Genomic DNA, 17,986 nt, shown 5'->3' with positions numbered 1-17,986 from the left:
GCTTTAATTTTTCAACTCCACTTTGTACACGGCAATTTTTAGTTTTCCTGGGTAAAAATGTACTTCGTAAGGTGCCTTTCCGGTTTTTCGTTTTAATGTTGATGCAATATTTTTTTCGGTGTAGTTATGTACTTCTAATCTCAGTCCTTTTTTTAGATAACCGTTGCCAATCATAATATCCAGTTCATGCGGTTTTACGTGGATACATCCATGTGATTCTGAAAGTGTAACCGGAAGTTGCCGTGCTGTGCTGGCTTCATCAACAGGTGTGGTGTGGATAAAATCGCTCATAATGCTTTCTTTACCGTCCATTTTCCAATTGCCATTGGCATCTTTAAAATACTTTACGGATATGTGGCCAAAATCATTAAATACCCAACTTGTCGGAAATTCATTCTTATTGTAAAGCTCAAAATAGCTTTGCTTTAAATACTGAGAGAGTTCTCTTTCCCGATTTTTAAATTTGGCAAACTCACTGTTTATACCGGTTAATTTTTGCCAGGTTCCGCGGTGTTTTACCATAGTTACATCGCCTTTAAGTGTCATTTCAGTTCCCCAAGGCAAACCAGACCAAAAGGCATATCGGCCATAACTAACGTGTTTTTCAATACTGTGAATAACATAAATACCAGAACGCGTAGAGGTTTTCATGTGGCCATCTCCGCCCTGGCTTTCATTAGACGGGCCTCCGTGTGCGTCGTATTCTTTTATTTTGGTTAAACTAAATTCGGCCATACGTCATTATTTTTTGTTTTTTACCACCTGAAGTTGATTGATCGTATTGCGCTTTGCATCCGGAAAATCTGCTGCGAGGATAAAAAGGCTCATTCCGCTATCTGTAGTACCCAAATGTTTATCCAGATTAATCTGTGCAGGAAGCGGCTGTCTTGGTCTGGGCAAATCTTCATTTTCTGGAACAAGTGCGCCGAAATGGTTCTGCAACTGCGTAAAAGTGATTTGAGACCGAAGTTTTTCTGGCAGGCTGATATTCACAATATCGGCTGTTGCCGTTTCATCTGTTAAACGGGTGCTAACAAGAATTGTATTATCGGGATTGCTTTTATCCGAATCAAAATTGGAAATGGATAAATTTCTGGCAAAATAGTTTGTAATGGCGCTCAAATCATTTTCACTGTAACGACTGGCAGCCAGTGTTTGTGCAAGGCTATCGATATACGTAAAAAGCAGCCCGGCGGTATCTTGAGTCTGAAGTTTAGTCGTTTCCTTTTCGGTATCCTGTTTTGCAGATTGTGAGCAACTTGTACCCATAAATATAAAACAGCTAAGGCACAAAAATACACTCACCGTAACGGCCAGGTTTGTTGCCCTACCAGATATTTTAGTAATCATGGCAGATGGATAAGATGTGGTAGTTGTTGAAAAAAAGAAGGCTAAGCACGGTAGATGGTGCTTAGCCTGAAAAGATTTGGATTAGGCTTTTGGCCAATCGTTTTCGTGTTCTGCGTTACCAAGTTTTAATTTACGTGCAGATACCACAAAACTTAAAGTCATTGGTGTATTGTCATTAACAGCAATACCTTCATTATATTGGATGATGTATGCATCTTCGAAAGTCAATTCTTTCATTTTTGCATCTTCTTCGCTTTTCTTAAAAACGATACTTCCTGTAAGTGGTTTGTATTGGTTGTTTACCATTGATTCGATTACTGAAGTATCTTCTGTAGATTCGATTTCGATGTGGATTGTACCACCGTAAACCCCTGAAGACGGACGCCCTTTAGCATCCACATCACGGTTTAAAGAAAAATTGCATTGAAGGACATCAAACTCTTTTGATCCTAGATTTAAACGGGTTTTAAAAGCCATTGTAGTAAGTTTTAATTGTTAAAAATGAATGAATTTTTGGCTGGTGTTTATACACCGCGCCAGCGGTTTTTGACTGATCAGCAAATTATGCTTTTGGCCAGTCGTTCAGATGCTCGGCATTTCCAAGTTTTAATTTACGTGCAGAAATCTGGAATTTGAGCGTCATTGGGTGGTCGCCAACAATGTTAATTCCTTCAGAATACTTAACAATGTATCCATCTTCGAAATTAACTTCTTTCATTTTGGAATCTTCCTCCGTTTTTTTGATGAGTAAATTCCCTACAATAGGTTTGTACTGATTGTTCACCATCGCCTCGATGATGGAAGTGTCTTCTGTAGATTCGATTTCGATATCAATCGTTCCACCATAAACACCGGAAGAGGGTCTTCCTTTAGCGTCAACATCACGGTTTAACGCGTAGGCACAATGAAGTACATCGTACTCCTTGCCTGCTAAATTTAATCTAGCTTTGAAAGCCATAGTCTTAAAATTTAAAGGTTAAAGAATTAGTTAAAACAGCGTCGTGCTGCTGTATATAGTTAACCAACTATTAAGCCTTTTATTGTCTAGCATGTTCATTACTAGTAGAATAAGTAGGTTGACCAATTCTGCTCAACAGTTTAAAATCTTCGGTTTCGATACTGTATTTATCGATTTCGACAAGAAAAGGCCAAATAAATTTTAAGGCAAATAACGTACTCCTTTTAGGAATTGAGGTAAATACGTGTTTGAAAACTATACAGATTGTCCAGTTTTTAGACAGGGTTTGTAACCATTAAATGAGTTGATTACCAAACTTTTCCATCTTAATTAGCCATTTCTGACTGTAATGGTTTTCTAATGAGCGAAGCTGACCAATGGTGTTTGTATGTACGGGATTGATTCTGCATTTCTCGAAAACAGGTTTTTTGATCGAAAGGTAAGTTGTCTGCTTGTTTATTTTCCATTCTCTAAAAGTGGGTTCGTCGAGAATAGAGACGATGCGGGCAGATTTTCCGCTAAAATTATTATCGATATGCGATTGCTGGCTGTTGAAAATCTGATCGGGCATAAATAACCGATCAAAAAAGCCTTTTATTTTGCTTGGAATGTGGTCTACATATACCGGGCAAAACAGAATAATATGATTTGATTGCCTGATCAGTTGCAATGCTTTTTGTAAATCGGGTTCGAGTTCTGCAATTTGCCGATTGTTGAATACTTTGTTTGGATTGAAAATCAGATCGATAATGGCAAGCTCTTTTACAGTTGCCCCTGCATCTTCTGCGCCTTTTTTATAGGCATTGATCAAAAAATCTGTATATACCGTTTTCTCAGTATCTCCGTTCAGGATCAGTACTTGTTTCATTTATGGCCTTGTAACTTTAATGGAGATGCGTTACAAAATTATAAAGAATTTGTTAAGTGGTTGATAAGTATTTAAAAAATACGTGCCAGTATTTTTAAAAGGTTGATGTTAAGGTTAAAAAATGGTTCACTTTAAATTTCTGTTGGCGTAAAATGGTGTTACTGGTTTTTTATTTCAATTGGTAAAGGCTGATAATCTGAGTAAAGGTTTTTAGTTGTTCAGACCACAAAAAGGATTTGAAAACAAAAAAGCCGGCACATGGCCAGCTTTTTCGTTTAATAGTGCAGTATATTACTGTTGATTGTATTCTGATGCCCAAGTGGTTTGTTCATCTTCGCCTTTGTGCCCATCAAGTTTCACAACAAAACTTTTTGCAGGGAAATATGGTGTAATGTGAATATCAAGATGAATGCGGTCTTTCTGCAACTCATCGCGCTCAAAGCGCATAATTTTAAAACGCTCAATTAAGCGGTCTGCACCTTGAATGCCGTCTAGGAATTTTACAATCTGTGCGCGTAAATCCTGTTCGGTTTTTGATGTCCAGTTTTCAAAAGCTCTTCTGTTTAAGAAATCAAACAATACTTTAGTGATGTAATCAAATACACGCACTACAGAATAGGTTTGTAAACCAATGTTATCACCATTGAATAATGTTTTGGCAGAGAAGGCCATAACTTTACCGTATTCGTTTACCATCGGCACGAGTCCAACACGTTCAAGGTGCGAAATTTCACTTTTTTTCAAATCGAATTTTACACCGTCAATTTCATTGATTGAACCGTGTTTTTTACCTGCAGTAACCTGAGACATTAAAGTGTAATACATTTTGCCGGCAAGCGCAGCAGATCCCGGAACGGTCAAATCATCTTCTTCGCCAACTTCTGCAACTTTACCGCGGCCAATTAACCAGTTTGCAGTCATGATTACGTTAGAACGGAAGGCATCTGCACCGGTAAAGTTGGCTGCTGTAAACAGATCAATTACATCATCCGGCTGATCCAGATCAGCAAAATCGGTTACCAGCATGGCTTTGTTGCTGTGGGCAATTTTACCCCAGCGTTCTACCACTTTGTTAGAACCCATATAACCTGGCACAACCATTAACGAGTAATTCTGGCGCAAATCCAACCGGTCATAATTTTGTTTGAGCTCGTTATCTACGTAATCTATGAAACGCGGGTTGTCCAGATCCTTAATCTGATCCATTGACGCATTTAAAAGAACTACGTTTTTAAGTTTATCAGCTTCTGTATTTTTATAAAATAGATGTACTGTACGGTAAGCTTGTTCCAGTTCTCTGGTGCTTTCCAGTGCTGTCGCAATATTTTTATTTAGGTTTTCTTCTGCAGCGTTTAGTTTATCGTTGCTTTTTTCCACCATATCTGCAACAGAGTTAGAAGACTCCAAAACTTCAATCCAAAGTTTAAGTTTTTTCTTCAATTCAGATCTTTCCTTCTTTTTCTCATCGCCGGTTAAGAAAATCTGTTTCCGGGCTTTACGCTCAGGGTTTAAGTTTTGAAGTCCATCTATTGTGGCTTCCAACAAATCGAAACCGCCAACGCGGGCCAATTTCTCCAAATTGTCTTTCAGCAGCGTTTTTTCCGCATGTTGTTCGGCAGTTTTATATTCTGCCTGCGCATTTACCGCGTCTGATTGTAATTCTTTTTCAGTAGACATAATATGCTGTTTTAGATGGTTCTCAATTATTTATTTTCTTCCAATTCGTCTACAAAATTCTTCAGCGCATTAATAAATGCAGCTTTGGTGTCTTCATTATCCAAAGTAGCCTTTAAGGTTTTGTTAGATTTTAACTGCTTAATTACATTGAGCGAAAGTTCTCTTTCAATGTTTACATCACTGAGGTAATTGCTTTGCTGAACAATGTTTTTAACACCGAAATCGGCCAGGCTGCTAAAGTTCAGGTTTTCGGCTACTGTTGCGCCGTCTTGTTTTTCAAATGCAACATTTACGTTTGGTTTATAATGTTTAAAAACATCATCAACCGTTTTCAAACCTTCTACTTTTTCTGGTTTGATGGGTTCGTTATCTGTAAGTTTTTGAACGAATAATGTTTTGTTATGGGCAATCTCTGCGAAAGCTTCAGAGGTATCTATTTTCCTTTCGTTGCCACCAATTTCATAGTTGAACATGGTATGTAGTTTTTAGGTTTACGATGATTATTAACTGTAATATAACGTTTTAATTTAAGTTTTGTTGGGCGATAACTGGTTCAGCTTGTTCAATATTCCAAAGCAACTCGTCTTTTTCCGGATGTTTGGAAACGTGTACCTGCGCACCTTTTTTTAGTTCGCCGCTGATAATGTACTTTGAAATTGGCCTCCGCAGTAAATTGCGGATTACCGCAGAGAGTTGCCTTGCACCATATTTTGGTGTAAAGCCATCAAGCGCAATCATTTTCTTGGCGTCCTCATCAATGATAAATTCTATGCCCAGTTTATTTAGCGAGTCTATGAGGCTTTTCAATTGAATTTCAAAGATGCGCACCACATTGTTTTCATTAATTGGCGCAAATGGAACGATTTCTGAGATCCGGGCGAGAAACTCTGGTCTGAAATGTCCGGCCATTACTTCCATTAATTGGTTAGATACAGGAATACTTCCTTTCTGTATTTGTTCTGCAATCCATTCGCTCCCGATATTTGAGGTGAATAGGATTAGGGAGTTGCTGAAATCGCCTTCTTTACCTAAACGATCGTGCATGTGCCCTTCGTCCAGAATTTGCAAAAATGTATCGAAAACCGATGGATGTGCTTTTTCAATTTCATCAAACAAAAGGACTGAATAAGGTTGCTGCCTGATTTTGTTAACCAGTAAGCCGCCTTCTTCATAACCTACGTAGCCCGGAGGCGCACCATACAAGAGCGCAGCGCTGTGTTCTTCCTTAAATTCAGACATGTCGAAACGGATCATTGCTTTTTCGTCGTTAAACAAAAATTCAGCGATTGATTTTGCAAGCTCTGTTTTTCCGGTTCCGGTTGGGCCGAGCAGAAAGAATGAACCAATTGGCTGGCCTTTTTTATTTAAGCCACTTCGCGATTCTAAAATGGCATCAGAAACGGCTTTTAAAGCTTGGTCTTGCCCAACTACGCGCCGTTTGAGATAAGATTCCATATTCAGTAGTTTTTCTTTCTCTCCGGCCTGTAGTTTTCCCATCGGGATTCCGGTTTTGTAAGAAACTACCGATGCAATATCTTGTTTGCCAACGGTTTCACTTTTTTCTGATGCAAAATGTTTAAGTTCCAGCAAACTTTTGTTGAGGTAATTTTCAATTTCCTCTGCCGTTTCAAAACTCTCGGTCTGCGTTTCATCGGTTAGCCTGCCCAGTAAAACCGGGCTAATTTTATTCTGCAATAAAGCAAGCTGCCATTTATAATCCGCAAAGCGATCACTTTCGTCAAGTTCTTGATTGCGCTTCAGTTCTGCCAGATTTTGTTCTAATATCTCCAAGACCTGATCGGAAGTATCGTTCATCATTTTCATTGCAGCCATTGTGCGGTCTAACAAATCAAATGCAGAATCTGGCAGGCGGCGATCTTTCATGTATCTTTTCGCCAGCCGAACGCAATCAACAAGGGCATCTTTTTCTACGTTTAACTGGTGGTGTTCTTCATACTTCGGTGCCAGTTTTTCGAGCATCTTAATGGTGCTTTCTTCATTTGGTTCGTTAATCTGAAGCACTTCAAAACGGCGGGTAAACGCTTGTTCTGGTTCAATAATTTTGCGGTATTCATCTTGCGTGGTGGCACCAATTACGGTAATTTCGCCGCGGGCAAGTTCTGGTTTAAGCAAGTTGCCAACGCCAGCACCAACCGGGCCTTTTTGATCCAGAAGGGTATGAATTTCATCAATAAACAATACCGCTTTTTCAAATTGTTTAATTTCTTTGATGATATTTTTCAGTCGGTCTTCTACTTCACCTTTATAACCTGCGCCGGCAATAAGTGCGCCCAGATCAAGCTCAAAAAGCTGAACGTTTTTCAAACTTTCCGGAACTTGTTGTTGTACAATATCCAATGCAAAACCATCAATCAATGCGGTTTTACCTACACCCGCATCGCCGGTTAAAATTACATTTGGTTTGGTGCGGCGACAAAGGATTTCCATCATCATACGCATTTCTTTATCCCGGCCAATAATCGGATCGGTTTTACCGTCTCTAACCAATTGCAAACGGTCTATACAATATTTATGCAGCGCATTGCCAGTTTTTTTATGTTCTGCTTTTGCAGCACCTGCAGATGATTCTGGTGTAATGGCTTGCGCAATTTCCTCGTCTTTTACATACAGATCTAAAATTTCCCGCTCTTTGATTGGGAAAGATTTAAGCTGATCTGCAGAAAAACCAATTCCTGCTTTGGCTAAAGCTGTAAGTACGCAAATTGGCGTAATCAGATCAAGGCCAAGTTTAATTCTGATGTTGTCTGCTTCTTCAAACACGACAGGTATTTCTGAAGTGCTCGAAACTGTTTCTGGCACATCAGAAGTTTTGTTTAAAGCATCAATCCTAACTTCTGCCCATTCGCTAATATACTCTTCATCTTTGCCAATTGAGTGTAAAAAAGGTCTCAAACCTACATCTTTATGCATCAATCCTTTTAAAAGATGTGCGGCTGAAAAGTTTGCATTGCGGTATTCTTTTGCCAGCGATTGGGCAATATGTAAGGCGGTTTTTACCGATTCGCTTAAATTCGTAATGGCCATAAGCTTATTTGGTTTTTACGTTTTCGGGTTGATTAAAATTGCTCTCGGTAATGTAGTAGTAGTTTTTTCCGTTAGAAATAAACTGCTGCTCAATTTGTGTTGCGTGTTTAATTTCCTGTACCGATAAATTGAGCGTACGGATGTAATTCTCAAATTCTGACAAAGGCATTTTTGAATTGTTGTTCAGATCACCAACGGTATAGGTGTTAAAATTGCCGGTAGTAATAGGTAAACCCGTAACTAACTTTACGTAGTTGCCCAGCGTCATGCTTTTGATTTCGCCTGACGATGACTTTAATTTCAATAAATTTTTAGCAATGTTGATGTAGTTTTTGCGCAGTTTGCTGCGGAAAGAAGATTGATCTTGTTGCAGGTTTTCGCCAAGCATTAAAGAAAAAATGTCTACAATTTGTTTGTACTCCATATTGTTAAGTACAATCATGTATTGCAAATCGTTCGGGTTGTTTTTTACGGCTTCGCCATTCATGTTGGCGGCAGCAAAATATTTGAATTCATTGTGCGGCATCTGATCGGCTACCTGATTGCCTACGGGTGCAGCCAGTAAACTTTCTACACTTGATGAAAGGTTTTTACGGGAAATGCCTGTATGTCTGAAAGCACTGTCTAATGAACTGATTTGCGCATTGATATCCATATTGGTTTGTTGCAAAAAGCGGCGCATTGCGGTATTGATACTTTGGTTGGAATTGATGCTTCCTTTAGTTGGAAATACCACGCCACCCTGAATTAAACTGTTGTTAGGATAATCCAGATAATAGGAAATGGAATCTTGCAATGAAGTATTATACGGTTGAAATACTTTTAATCCTTCGCCTTTTACCATCGTATTTTTGCGGTATTCTGCAGAGCGAATGGCTGATTCTGAAACCAGTTTTCTGGATTGAATAACGAAGTTGTTGAAAGTTGGATTAAAATCGCTGTACACCTGGAGCGCAAGAATGCGGGCATCTACCTTAGAAATTTCGCTGCTTAGCTGATTAATTTGTTGCTCATTCGCATCATCAATATTTCCGGTACTGCCTACAAGAACAATCAGGTTGGTTTGGTTGCTTTTGTTTTTAAATAAAGTTGCTGCATTTCCAACGGCCTGAAAAACCGGTTGTTCGTTGATTGCACCGTTACATCTTTCAGTATTGCGCGCTTCATTGGTTAAAAACGTCATCAAGCGGCGGTAATCTGGTGTTACATCACTTTTTGAAATTCCGGAAACAGAACATCCGGTTGATGCGCGATATACTACAGCACCATAACTCATATTTTTGCGGTCGAAATCATTAAATATATTTTCGAAAGATTGAATGGTATTGGTAATTCCAGCGAAATATTTGGTCATTGCACTTCCGCCATCTACTACAAAAACTACGTTAATTTTATTCTTGTTTTTGCGCAATAAAATGTAGTCTTTAAAGGAAAGAGACGATCCGTTTATAGTGAGCAGTGTATTGTCTTTTTTATTGTAAACATCAATCGCAGTTCCTACTTTAAAGTTGCCATCTTCATTGGCTACAACTGGCAGCGCACGTAAGATTACATTGTCTTGCGGCAACAACGGGTCTGCAACATAACTTCCGGCGGGCAAACCTTTATTAAAGGCAGCTGTGGTAGAATCATCCGATCCGGTTTTTTTTGCGGCAATGTAAAGTCTGTCTCCCCAACTGTGTACGGCTTCTGCAGAAACCCATCCGTAAACACTTTTCAAAGCGGTATCTGCAACCAACTGATCATCAGATCCAACTAAATATTTTTTGCCGTCTTCAGATTTTTTGAAGATGTAAGCAATCTCGTGCAGGCGGATTTTCGTTCTGCGGTCTTTCAGTTCAGGTGTGTTGTATACCAGTATCGAATCGGTATTGTCGTAGTAAAATCTTGGTTCTGTAAGCGGATTTTTCCCGTTTACAATTCCAATTGCTTTTTCCGGGTATCCGGTTTGCTGATTGGAAAAAGAACGTTGCCACAACAGCAATTTAGATTTAGAAATCCAGCCATAACTGATTACGCTTTTTTTATCGTTCAGTTTGCGGCCTTTAATCATTCCGGCTTTATATTTAATCAGTTTCAGGTAACCATTTTCTTCTTTAGAAACATAAAATGGTTCCATAAAATTGATTTTCTTCATAATCAAACTTCCGCCTGGTGCGGTTGTGGTGTAGTTGTCCTGACGATCAGAAAAAACAATCCAGGGCAAATCACTAGTACCTGAGGATTCATTTATATTTAATTGTTCTGATGGTTTTTCATATGCTTTGGGCATATTTTTCACTTTACGCCCGAAAGAGGCTGGCGATTGTGCTTTTGCACAGATGAATCCCGATAGGATAAGAGCGAGTGCAATATATTTTTTCATAGATATGGGTTGTGAGCTTTAGTATAGGATGATTAGATGTTTTTTATTTCACATCGGCAACGGCCGGTGAGTTACCAGAGTGTTGTTTAATATTAATTAAACTGGCGCAAGAAGAGTTGGGTTTAATGGTCAGTTGTGCTTCATCTACAGTAATTTCGCCGCCAAATGTAAGTCCCATGCAATACGAATAGAAATCGGTTTGTTTTTTCTTGCCGTTCATTTCTACATTTACGGCAACCTTTTCACTTCTGCACATATATTTGTTAATCAGATAGTAGTAATTGGAGTTAAAATCGGCACCATTCGCTATAGCTTGCAAACGTTGTCTGATGTCGTCAATCGTTTTTCTTTCCCCATCACCTGGCGCTACTAAACCATCAACCAATTCTGCATTCGGATCGGTAATCATAATGGTGTGGTAAATAGGTAATCTGCTTTTTTCGCTGCGCAGTCTAACCACATACTTTCCTGGTGCACGGTAGGTATACAAAGCGGTTTTACCTTTTACGTCTACACGTCCGGTTTCTCCAAAAGCCCATTCAAAGCTTCGTGCATCGCCGTCTGCTTCTAAGCGGACTTCTTCATTTACTACACCAGCAGTTGGGCCGCTAATGGTAATAATGCTGTCTATTTGCGTTCTGACCGTATCGCGTACATTAACGGGAAATTGTTCTTTAAGCTCACCATCTACTGTAATACGTACGATATATGAACCCGCTTTAGGATAATGATAAGAGCCGTTTTGAACTTTAGAAACATCGCCGTTTCCAAATTCCCATTGCCATTTTTTTGAAGATTTGGTATTGTCTGCAAAAACCAGTGGTTCATTCAGGTAAATTTCATCTTTCAGGATGCGCGCATTTACGGTACGTTTTTCGAAAAGGGAGCTTTTAAAAAGAAATATGGCCCCGGAAATTAAGATTACTGCAAGCAGGATATATAGAATGACATATCCCTGTGAGTTAGCGTTTACTTGTTTGGTATTAGACATAGGTGGCGTTTTTTTATAGGTTGATAATGTTTTTCTAACGGTTAGAGAGGGATTGCTGAAGCTGTCGTCTGGAAATGACACAATCTTCTAAAGATTTTTTCAGTGATTCTATATCCGCCAGATTGCCTTTCTGTTCTTGTTTGTCATAAAAAAGAACGTTATACAATTGTGCTGTTTGAATAAAAGTTTTGTATCTCGAATCTGAAGCTTTGCGCTCATAAGCGGCTTTGATAGAATTTAATGCATTGGATATATCGCTTTTCAGAAATACCGCCTGTACATTTGGATTGTAGTTAACAATCTGTTTATATGTGGTATCTACAATCGGGATGACCATTTGTACGGTCTGTTCAAATTCTTCGTCTTCGGTAATTTTGTTTTCAAGTTCTGTTTTGGATATTTCGTAGCGTTGGTTGCCAGAATAAAAAATGCAAAAGCTTAGTAAACCAACGGTAATAACAAAAAGTGCCAGAAAAAACTGAAATTGTTCTCTTCTTTCTTTAATGCTTAGTTTTATCATAGGGGATGTCGTTTATCGTCCAAATCTGCCGCTTCTGATGCGGTTTGCGGCGGCTTTATTTACTCTCAGGCAATCGTCTAACTGGCTTCTGTAACGCTCAATGCTGTAGCGTGTGGTTAATAAAGAATCTTGTAAACCGGCCATTGCGCCAACTGTATTGTTTAATTTGTCGTACAAATCAAAACTGACACTCTCTTTCGGTTTTTTTGCAATAAGCGCTTTAATTCTGAAATTGGTATTCTGAATATCCTGAAGCAGTATTTCTTGTTTACTTAGCTCATCTGCATTGTAGTTTTTGAACCTGGAAAGTTCTCTAAAACGCAGAAGCACCAAATCAAGATTGGTATTAATGTCTTTTCTGAGAATAAGCAAACGTTCTGTTTCCTTTACTTTTTCTTGCAGAAGGCTGTATTCATGATCAGACGCGGCAAAGTATAGAAATACACAAAAGATGGAGAAGAACGTTAAGAAGACAAAATTGAGGATAAAAATTCTGTACGACTTTTTAATTTCGAAAGAGTTAACAGGTTTCATAGGATGATCGTTAATGTTTAGTCGCAATTACCCAAAGCCACAAAATAATTTGTTTTCTGCCCGCTTCACCCTTCCTCCTCAAATTATCATTAAGCCACAACAATTTTTATATATTGTTGTTTTAGAGTAAAATATTTTATGTTTTGATCGTATCAAGACACGAGAATGTAAACAAACTTTAAGCCAAACGGTTTTATGAACGATAGTTTTTATAACAAGCCATTTAGATTCGGTGCGGTACTGGCCGGCGGAGAACTTACCCAGGCAGATCTTGGCCGCTCTATTTCTAACCATATTGAACTGATTATTTTTACCCGTTACGGGGAACACCGATACAATGAGCGCTTTGGTTGTGAAATATGGGATCTTGATTTTGAATTAATCGTTAGTGAGGCACTCTGGGAAGAAAAATTCAGAAAATCGCTGCTCAAATCAATCGTCGATAACGAAGCCAGATTGTACGATGTAACCGTAGAAGTACGCATTACAGAAGTTGAAAATGTTTATCCTTTAAGAAAGATTACAGAGATCAAAAAAAAGGTAGACATTACTGTACGGGCTAACATTAAATTAACAGGAGAAAAATATTTTTTTAATACGGCACTGTTCCTCAGTCCATTGTCTACCTAACGCAACCGACCACTAAATTATACATCCTCTATGAATACCGATTTTTACACGTCAAAAGAAGAAATCCGAAATAGAATACTTCGCAATGCGAAAGATTTCTGGAACATTAAAGACGGAAATGAATTTGATCCATTGGTTAAACTTATACTTGAAGTGCTTAGCAATGAGCTATTTAATGTTTCTAATGATGTAAAAAATCTCGAAAATAGAATCTTTGATAAGATTAGCCGTATTCTTGCTCCAGATCATCTTACGTCTGCACTTCCGGCACATGCGATTTTACATGCCAGACCTTTAGAAAATATAGATTTTATTTCGCCCAAGGCACATTTTACGTTTAAGAAAACCTTGGTCAGCGAAGAATCTAAAGGTGGAAACAAACATCAGGATATTTTTTTTAGTCCATTGCATAAGGTAAAACTATTTAATGCAGAAATTAAATATATGGCCACAGGCCAGCAGATGTTTTTGCTTGCCGATCAAAACAAAACTTTAGCCGCCAATACCTTACCGGGCTTTTCGGTAGAACCCAATACGGTGTATTTGGGCTTTACAGGTTTTTCAGATGTCAAATCTTTATCGGGATTGAATTTCTTTTTCGATTGGAAAAATTACGCACTTCCGGATCATACTTATGAGCTTTTATCGCTGGTGCGCTGGTATATACACGACGAACAAATTGCGGCTTTTTCTGAGCGTTTTATGGAAGAAGAATTTCGGGCGCCAGACCAAGCGGCGTTCAGAAATAAACAATTGTTAAATCTGATTAAGGCAGATATTTTACAGTTCTATGCTCAGCGTTTTTTAACTTTAGATGATGTGGAATATCCGATAGAATATGCGAAAAGGCCCGCATCTTTTGATGCAATTTTTCAGCCTGCGGCATTAAATCGTATCTCCGATGATTTGATCTGGCTTAAACTGGTTTTTCCGGCAGCAATTTCGCAAGAGATGCTCAATGAACTTCACATCAGCATTAACGCTTTTCCGGTGGTTAATAAAAAATTAATTTCTGTAAAACACCGTTTAAAAGTGATGAGCAATATTATTCCGGTTAAAACCGAAGATATTGATCAAATGCTTGCCGTAGATAGTCTTAAAGATAATAGAGAGAAAAATTACAATGAAATTCCCTATACTAATGAAGATGAAAAAGGTGATGGTTCTTTTTCTATTCGCTACGGCGGTACAGAACGTTTTGATACCAGAAATGCCAAAGAACTGATTGATTATCTTTTTGAATTGTTGAGAGATGAAAAGGCAGCATTTTCTGCCTACGGACCAGATTTTATGAGTACCGCACTTAAAAACCTGGAACAAACCATTACACTGATTGAACAGAAAAGCCGCACCAGCCTTAAAAATGTAAAGGAAATGCCGGGTTATATTGTTGTAAAACCACTTGATGGTGCCGATATTGTGTTTCTGGATATTTGGATTACCCAAACCGAAGAAGCCAACAGGATTCATGTTGGGAGTAAACTTATGCTTTTTGAAAACAACAATAAACTTGCGCCAGAAAGTATCCGTTTGCTTACACAAAGTAAGGGCGGCCGATCCAGATTAAATGCAGCCAATCGGGTTCAGGCGTATAAATATGGTTTAACCACCGCCGATCGTATCGTAACGAAATCTGACATCATTAATTTCTGTCATCACGAACTTGCGGATCGCATTTTGAGTGTGAGTTTAGAAAAAGGATTGATGTTGAAAGCGAATCCAAATGAAGGTTTTGTGCGTACCACAGATATTGTTATTGTGCCCAATTTACAGGCAAATCTTAGTACAGAAGATTGGGATGAATTGCTGGAGCTTACTTTGGCTAAGCTAAAACTGCGCAGCAGTATGCATGTAAATTACCGTCTGCTAATTAAAGAGAAAACATTTCAGATATAAACGGTGTAACCCAGAAAACTGGTAGGACTCTCCATTTCCAGAAAACTTTCCTGATGGGCTTCATCGGCTTTCATTCTTAATGTAATTTCGGTTTCCACCGGAATAAGATAATCCAGAATGGTATCGAGAATTTTTCTGTTGGTTTGGCCGGGCATAAAGCCAACCAGGTTTTCTGGTAAAGTTGGTCCAATCTGCAAAAGCAGTTGCTCATGCTCTGGCGAAAAATCATCGCCAATAATGGTGTTAATGCCCAAGGCACTTTCTCCTAGCCTGGTTTGCAGATCTGCACTAATTTTTACTGCTTTTGTAAAAGCAGAGTTGTCAGATAATTTAAAGGGAATATTAAAGATTGCATTCAATACTTTCTCCACAAAATCGGCATCATTTCTTTTTTGCTGAATTTCTGGAAGCATGTGCATCCAAATAATGCTTTGCTCTTTATTAAGTAATTTAAACTCCGGCCACCCGAGCTCAAAAAGCCTGTTTAAATCTGTAAAACTGGTTTTTTTATCAATGCGGTTCTCATACAGCTCGGTAAGAATACGCATATGGTTTAGTTCTGCATCAAAAGGGCTAAAAAACAATCGGGCTACACGTTCTTCTTCGCGGCGTTCGCGCACATCTTTAATCATCGCTTCTTCATCCATACCAGAACTGCCTTTTGGTGGCCGGTGAAACAATCCTTCTGGCAACATATCGTATAAACCTTCCCGGTTTACTGTAATGCTCAAGCGGTCTTTTAAACGGTTCTCAGAAAAATAGGGAATTTGTTCTTCTATATCTTTTGAAAATGCCCGTTTATCGGCACCCAAAGGCAAAATTTCAATATCGTCAATATGGATCAGATTTTGCTGAATGAGATCCGCAGCTTTTGCTACAGCTTTATAGTCTGAAAATATTTCGTTATTTGGCGAAGATTGTTTTTTCATTAAACTTTAAACGTATTACTTTGTTTATATTAACCTAACAACTTTAAACTATTATCGAAAATTAAATTTTATTAAAGGTATTATTTTTGTACTGAAAACATCAAAATCTAATCATCCCTATCTATGGACGTTCAATCTTTCTTTGTTAGATACCTGCTTTTCCCGCTTATTTTTCTCATATCTACGGCAGTTCTGGCCATAGTGAACAAGAAGAATCAGTTTTTGAACAACAAAAAACTTATTGTAAGTGTTCTGATTATTGCAGTTATTTTGGCATTACCCGGTTTTCTGGGTTTTCTAAATTTTAATTTTATGCCCTGGGGATATTTTATCTGCCAGATATTTTATTTGTTAATGGGTTCTTTATTCGTTTTTCTAATGACGAAATATTACGCAAAAGAACTTATTGAACGGAAGATGCTCATTTTTTTCTCCATTCTGATTGCCGGTTTACTTTCAGTTTTTCTCTTTCAGCTGGCTTTTAACTGGCTCAGTTCCGTATATTTTGGTTGGTGGGGCGCAGGTTCTATTGCCACATTTTTTGTTCCGCTATTTTTTTGGTGGGCATATGTTGCCTTGCTCAGCATTCCATCAGAGATTTATAAAATCTGGAAATATCCGCCGACACCATTAGACATTAATATGGATCATCTGGATTTTAATAAACTACTGGTTCTGGAACTGGAATTGTATAAACGCTCAACAGATGCAGAACCTTTAAAAGTAAAAGTAAAAGCACCAGAAAATATGAACTTCGGTGTCTGGTTCCATAAATTTATTGACGATTATAATTTAAAGTTTGCGAAAAACCCGGTAGAATTCAGAGACGATAACGCAGAGAGTTACAATTGGATGTTCTTTGTCAAAACCTCATTTTTTAAAAGAAATATATTTATTGATCCAGATCTGGAGATTAAAGAAAATGGAATAACTGAAAAGATGACCATTTACGCAAAACGCGTTTCTGAAAACGTAAATAAGCCGAATGAAATAGGAGAAAGCGCCATCTACATCTAAACCACATACCTATGATTAAGCCTTTAAAATACAAACCGATAAATTGGGTGAACGGGATGAAACTCTCGAGCAACCATTTTACCATAAATGACCTTTATATACAGGATTTTGTTAGAGATGCTGTTTCTTTGAATTTACACAACAGCAATTACGGCTTGCTGCCGCCCTTCGCCGGTTACAGCAACTCTTACGATGTAGAAATTATGGAAAAGGCAAGCAACCATCTCGAAGTTAGAGTGCGTTATTGCAATGCCGTAACGCCAGAAGGTTGCCACATAGATATTACGCAAAGCGATAATGCGGATAACTTGGTGCACAACCATTATTTTGGGCAAACAGAACCGCGTAACTATTTGATTTTACTTACAGTAAATCCATTTAAACGTGTGCCATCCGGTCTTCCAGATCCTGAAGAAAGTCCAATTCGGTACCCCGAACTCAGCAAAGCATACGGAATAATGATTTTGCCCGAAACGGAAATCGCTGCACAACTTCCAGACAGTTATTACCTTACTATTGGAGAAGTTTATCATGAAAACGGCAGGTTAACTATTAACCGCAATTATATTCCGCCAAGTTCTACAGTAACCAGTCATCCGGCATTGATCCGTTATTACGATCTTTTTAGCGTGCTGTTAAATGATCTTCAACTCGCCGCTTTTAAGATTATTGATAAAACCAGTGGGAAAGATAACATCACTCCACTCGGAAAAAATATCAGAATGGTTTCTGAAAAATTGGTCGAATATATTGCGCGTATATTTTACAGTTATCGCAATGTAAGTCATCGCGAAGCACCAACAGTATTGATCAGCTATTTTTCCAATCTGGCACATATATTCTTTACCGCAATTAAACTGGTAGACCCGCGCGAGCGAGAAGAATTGCTTAAATATTTCTATGAATGGAAAGATGTTACACCGGGAAATTTTGAAGAACTGCTGGCCAAAAATATTGAGTTGGTGTATGACCATAAACAAATTTTTAAATCTATTGCACTCGTGAATGAATTTATGAGCGTTCTGGTAGCTTTATGGAATAAGTTAAGCACATTAGAATACATTGGCCAGCGGAAAGAAAATATCGTTGTTGCCGAACAACAAGTGGTACAACAGGTACAAGCCAGAAAAACCTGGACGTTGCTTGATTAAAAAATCGCAACAGGTGTAAAACTTAAATGTCTAACATGGTTAAAAACCGAAGAAT

General features: G+C 38.3%; 17 protein-coding genes. 4 read left to right on the top strand and 13 right to left on the bottom strand.

Annotated elements, in window-relative coordinates; genetic code table 11:
- Nucleotides 1–3: 3 nt before the first annotated feature.
- The 12 genes from ACJVDH_RS18390 to ACJVDH_RS18335 all read right to left on the bottom strand — a co-directional run bounded on the left by ACJVDH_RS18390 (nt 4) and on the right by ACJVDH_RS18335 (nt 12,308).
- On the bottom strand, nt 4–735 hold the full coding sequence (locus ACJVDH_RS18390; RefSeq protein ID WP_443944863.1) for a hypothetical protein: 732 nt from the start codon (nt 733–735) through the stop codon (nt 4–6).
- A 6-nt stretch (nt 736–741) separates the two neighbouring features.
- Complete coding sequence (locus ACJVDH_RS18385; protein ID WP_443944862.1) at nt 742–1,350, bottom strand: hypothetical protein; 609 nt, start codon at nt 1,348–1,350, stop codon at nt 742–744.
- Nucleotides 1,351–1,431: 81 nt separating this feature from the next.
- On the bottom strand, nt 1,432–1,827 hold the full coding sequence (gene tssD / locus ACJVDH_RS18380) for a type VI secretion system tube protein TssD (RefSeq protein WP_443944861.1): 396 nt from the start codon (nt 1,825–1,827) through the stop codon (nt 1,432–1,434).
- 85 nt (nt 1,828–1,912) lie between these two features.
- Nucleotides 1,913–2,308 (bottom strand): type VI secretion system tube protein TssD, encoded by a 396-nt coding sequence (tssD, locus tag ACJVDH_RS18375; protein WP_443944860.1) that lies wholly within the window; start codon nt 2,306–2,308, stop codon nt 1,913–1,915.
- A gap of 295 nt (nt 2,309–2,603) precedes the next feature.
- The gene (locus ACJVDH_RS18370; protein WP_443944859.1) at nt 2,604–3,176 is read right to left on the bottom strand and encodes an NAD(P)H-dependent oxidoreductase; all 573 of its coding nucleotides are present in this window, start codon (nt 3,174–3,176) and stop codon (nt 2,604–2,606) included.
- A gap of 291 nt (nt 3,177–3,467) precedes the next feature.
- Nucleotides 3,468–4,853, bottom strand: coding sequence for a DUF5458 family protein (locus ACJVDH_RS18365; protein ID WP_443944858.1), 1,386 nt, complete (start codon nt 4,851–4,853; stop codon nt 3,468–3,470).
- Nucleotides 4,854–4,879: 26 nt separating this feature from the next.
- Nucleotides 4,880–5,326 (bottom strand): hypothetical protein, encoded by a 447-nt coding sequence (locus ACJVDH_RS18360; protein ID WP_443944857.1) that lies wholly within the window; start codon nt 5,324–5,326, stop codon nt 4,880–4,882.
- A gap of 49 nt (nt 5,327–5,375) precedes the next feature.
- Nucleotides 5,376–7,898, bottom strand: a complete 2,523-nt coding sequence (locus ACJVDH_RS18355; protein WP_443944856.1) for an ATP-dependent Clp protease ATP-binding subunit — start codon at nt 7,896–7,898, stop codon at nt 5,376–5,378.
- A 4-nt stretch (nt 7,899–7,902) separates the two neighbouring features.
- Complete coding sequence (gene tssR / locus ACJVDH_RS18350; protein ID WP_443944855.1) at nt 7,903–10,263, bottom strand: type VI secretion system protein TssR domain-containing protein; 2,361 nt, start codon at nt 10,261–10,263, stop codon at nt 7,903–7,905.
- Between the two features lie 43 nt (nt 10,264–10,306).
- On the bottom strand, nt 10,307–11,254 hold the full coding sequence (locus ACJVDH_RS18345; protein ID WP_443944854.1) for a PKD domain-containing protein: 948 nt from the start codon (nt 11,252–11,254) through the stop codon (nt 10,307–10,309).
- 34 nt (nt 11,255–11,288) lie between these two features.
- A complete protein-coding gene (locus ACJVDH_RS18340; RefSeq protein ID WP_443944853.1) occupies nt 11,289–11,774 on the bottom strand; it encodes a type VI secretion system transmembrane protein TssO in 486 nt (161 codons plus the stop codon).
- 12 nt (nt 11,775–11,786) lie between these two features.
- Nucleotides 11,787–12,308 carry a hypothetical protein gene (locus ACJVDH_RS18335; RefSeq protein ID WP_443944852.1) on the bottom strand — a complete coding sequence of 174 codons (522 nt, stop codon included), beginning with the start codon at nt 12,306–12,308 and terminating at the stop codon, nt 11,787–11,789.
- Between the two features lie 195 nt (nt 12,309–12,503).
- Here ACJVDH_RS18335 and ACJVDH_RS18330 point away from each other — a divergent pair, with 195 nt between their 5' ends.
- Together ACJVDH_RS18330 and ACJVDH_RS18325 are read left to right on the top strand one after the other, a co-directional pair.
- Complete coding sequence (locus ACJVDH_RS18330; protein WP_443944851.1) at nt 12,504–12,938, top strand: GPW/gp25 family protein; 435 nt, start codon at nt 12,504–12,506, stop codon at nt 12,936–12,938.
- 30 nt (nt 12,939–12,968) lie between these two features.
- Entirely contained in the window at nt 12,969–14,834 is a 1,866-nt protein-coding gene (locus ACJVDH_RS18325; RefSeq protein WP_443944850.1) for a type VI secretion system baseplate subunit TssF, read from the top strand.
- Here ACJVDH_RS18325 and ACJVDH_RS18320 read toward each other — a convergent pair.
- Nucleotides 14,825–15,763 (bottom strand): type VI secretion system baseplate subunit TssG, encoded by a 939-nt coding sequence (locus tag ACJVDH_RS18320; protein ID WP_443944849.1) that lies wholly within the window; start codon nt 15,761–15,763, stop codon nt 14,825–14,827. The genes ACJVDH_RS18325 and ACJVDH_RS18320 overlap by 10 nt on opposite strands.
- 123 nt (nt 15,764–15,886) lie before the next feature.
- Here ACJVDH_RS18320 and ACJVDH_RS18315 point away from each other — a divergent pair, with 123 nt between their 5' ends.
- Both ACJVDH_RS18315 and ACJVDH_RS18310 read left to right on the top strand, forming a co-directional pair.
- Nucleotides 15,887–16,780: a TssN family type VI secretion system protein gene (locus tag ACJVDH_RS18315; protein ID WP_443944848.1), complete on the top strand. Its 894-nt coding sequence runs from the start codon at nt 15,887–15,889 to the stop codon at nt 16,778–16,780.
- An 11-nt stretch (nt 16,781–16,791) separates the two neighbouring features.
- Nucleotides 16,792–17,931, top strand: coding sequence for a hypothetical protein (locus tag ACJVDH_RS18310; protein ID WP_443944847.1), 1,140 nt, complete (start codon nt 16,792–16,794; stop codon nt 17,929–17,931).
- Nucleotides 17,932–17,986: the final 55 nt, after the last annotated feature.

Origin of the sequence: Pedobacter terrestris, assembly GCF_052343045.1 — a bacterium.
GTDB lineage: Bacteria > Bacteroidota > Bacteroidia > Sphingobacteriales > Sphingobacteriaceae > Pedobacter.
The sequence above is the reverse complement of the archived record's forward strand: the minus strand, read 5'-3'. Positions and strand labels throughout refer to the sequence as shown.